Annotated in this window: 3 protein-coding genes and 1 pseudogene; 3 read left to right on the top strand and 1 reads right to left on the bottom strand. The window is 59.1% G+C overall.

Annotated features, from left to right (window positions below):
* Positions 1-95 precede the first annotated feature (95 nt).
* Positions 96-533 carry a MarR family winged helix-turn-helix transcriptional regulator gene (locus Q0341_RS14205; RefSeq protein WP_299514625.1) on the top strand — a complete coding sequence of 146 codons (438 nt, stop codon included), beginning with the start codon at positions 96-98 and terminating at the stop codon, positions 531-533.
* 69 nt (positions 534-602) lie between these two features.
* On the opposite strand, the gene Q0341_RS14200 is transcribed toward Q0341_RS14205, so the two are convergent.
* Positions 603-905 carry an antibiotic biosynthesis monooxygenase family protein gene (locus Q0341_RS14200; RefSeq protein ID WP_299514622.1) on the bottom strand — a complete coding sequence of 101 codons (303 nt, stop codon included), beginning with the start codon at positions 903-905 and terminating at the stop codon, positions 603-605.
* Positions 906-1102: 197 nt separating this feature from the next.
* On the opposite strand from Q0341_RS14200, the gene Q0341_RS14195 reads away from it, so the two are divergent.
* Both Q0341_RS14195 and Q0341_RS14190 read left to right on the top strand, forming a co-directional pair.
* On the top strand, positions 1103-1948 hold the full coding sequence (locus tag Q0341_RS14195; protein ID WP_299514620.1) for a GNAT family N-acyltransferase: 846 nt from the start codon (positions 1103-1105) through the stop codon (positions 1946-1948).
* Positions 1945-2143 (top strand): annotated as a pseudogene (locus Q0341_RS14190) (hypothetical protein); the annotation flags it as partial. The gene Q0341_RS14195 and the pseudogene Q0341_RS14190, both read left to right, overlap by 4 nt.

Here is a 2143-nt window from a genome sequence, read left to right as displayed (position 1 = left end):
AACTCATGGGGCGCTTCCTCATGCATTGAAAACAAGATGTTAATCGCAATGTCTGCACTTGGTTGCATCCCCAAGCCCCAAAACAACACATTCACATGATCCAAAGCATCGACCTGCAGGCCACGCCAGGTCACCTGATTCGCCGGGCCCAGCAAATTGCCGTGGCCATTTTTGCCGAGCAACTGGCCAGCGCCGACATCACGCCTGTGCAGTTCGCCATTCTGAACGCCTTGCTCGACAGCCCAGGCATCGATCAGGTGAGCTTGGCCAAGCGCGTGGCCTTTGACCCAGCCACTTCGGGCTCAGTCATTGGGCGGCTGGAGTCCAAGTCTTGGGTGGTGCGCGAGGCTGATCCGGCCGACCGCAGGCGCAAATTGTTGTGGGTCACGCCCCAGGGTGTGCAAGCCCTGGCGAGCATCCAGACCGATGTGGCTCGGGTGCAAGAAAAAATCCTGTCCCCTTTGTCCGCACAAGAGCAAAGCCAGTTTGTGCACTTGCTTTCACGCTTGGTGCAGGGCCATCAAGTCTCTTGAGCCTCTTGAGGGAAAGTCGGGCTGGATCGGCGCAAAAGGGGGCGATCCAGCGGGGCGCTCGTGCCCGTTTCAGGCCGAGGTGTAGCTCAGCTCGAAATGCTCCACATGCGGGGGCGCGGCAAAGAAGGGGCCGACGATGGCACGCCAATCGGTGAACAGTGGCGACTCCCGAAAACCCACCGTGTGGTCTTCCAGCGTGTCCCAGAAAATTTGCAACACAAAGCGCTCGGGGTTTTCGATGCCGCGGTTGACTTTTGCCCACCGGAAGCCCTTGGCTTGAGAGGCCACGGTGCTCAGGCCCAGTTCAATGGCTTTTTCAAAGGCGGCTTGCTGGCCGGGGTGGATGCGGATGTCGGCGAGTTCGAGGATCATTTTGCAGCTTCATGGGTCATGGACGAAGTCCAAACGATAACCCAAACCGGTGTCCATGTGGCCGCTGGGGTTGAACTTTTGTAGCGCTCCTCTGGCCAACGGCGCACGGCCGCCGTCACGAAACTTTCACGCTGACGACATCTTGTTGACACCCCGCATGCGCAACATCAAGGGCAGAACTTCAAGGAGCCGAAGCGATGAAAGAATTGCCCAACCCCACTTTTGACCTTTCCCCGGTCTACTTGCCCAGGGGGTCACTTCATCCGGGGTCCGCTTCCCCCTCTGTTGATTTTTTGCCTCGGCGTGTGCAAAACACCATTCAAGTCAGTTGGGCGCAGCATCTCGACGAAGTTCGGGAAGCTCAGCGATTGAGGTACCAAGTTTTCGCCACCGAGTTGGGCGCACGTTTGCCCAAAACGGTGCCCGGCCATGACATCGATTTGTTTGACGACTACTGCGAACACCTGCTGGTTCGGGACAACGCTTCAGGCCAGGTCATTGGCACTTACCGGGTGCTCACACCGGCCCAGGCCAAGCGCGTTGGCAGCACCTACAGCGACACCGAGTTTGACCTGACCCGTCTGCGCGATCTGCGCGGGCGCATGGTGGAGTTGGGCCGCAGCTGCGTGCACGCAGAGCACCGCCATGGTGGCGTGATCATGGCTTTGTGGGGCGCATTGTTTGAGTTCATGGACCGCAACCGACTGGACACCATGATCGGCTGCGCCAGCATCCCGATGCTGCACAACGGGCTGGTCACAGGCGATGCCGCTGCCAGCATCTGGCACCAACTGCGCCAGACGCATTTGGCCGATATCCAGTTCCATGTGCGGCCACGTTTGCCTTTGCCCGTGCAAGAGCTGGACCATGATTTGCCGATTGAGCCGCCAGCGCTTATCAAGGGTTATTTGCGATTGGGTGCCAAGGTGCTGGGTGCGCCCGCTTGGGACCCGGATTTCAACACCGCCGATTTGCCCATGATGATGCGCACAGCCGATTTGCCTGCGCGTTACCGCAAGCACTTTTCTATGGGTGGCCTATGACCAAGCTGAGTCAACCAGTGCTTGCCTCGGCGCTTTTCAAAACCGCGCATGCGGGCTTGGACGAAACGCTGGCACAGGGCTGGCCTCAGGGCCATTCGCTCACACCACCAAGGCCGCAAGAGCCGGAAGATTCGGACGAAGACATCTTGCCCGCAGGCCGTCAGCGTTTGCGGGCTGTTTTTATTTCGGACCTGC

The organism is uncultured Limnohabitans sp. (assembly GCF_937889215.1).
Lineage (GTDB): Bacteria > Pseudomonadota > Gammaproteobacteria > Burkholderiales > Burkholderiaceae_C > Limnohabitans_A.
This window is presented reverse-complemented; position numbering and strand designations above follow the sequence as displayed.

Bases quoted from the DNA above. Each gene is read 5' to 3' on its own strand.
- Q0341_RS14205 (WP_299514625.1), top strand. From the start codon at position 96: ATGATCCAAAGCATCGACCTGCAGGCCACGCCAGGTCACCTGATTCGC.
- Q0341_RS14200 (WP_299514622.1), bottom strand. From the start codon at position 905: ATGATCCTCGAACTCGCCGACATCCGCATCCACCCCGGCCAGCAAGCC.
- Q0341_RS14195 (WP_299514620.1), top strand. From the start codon at position 1,103: ATGAAAGAATTGCCCAACCCCACTTTTGACCTTTCCCCGGTCTACTTG.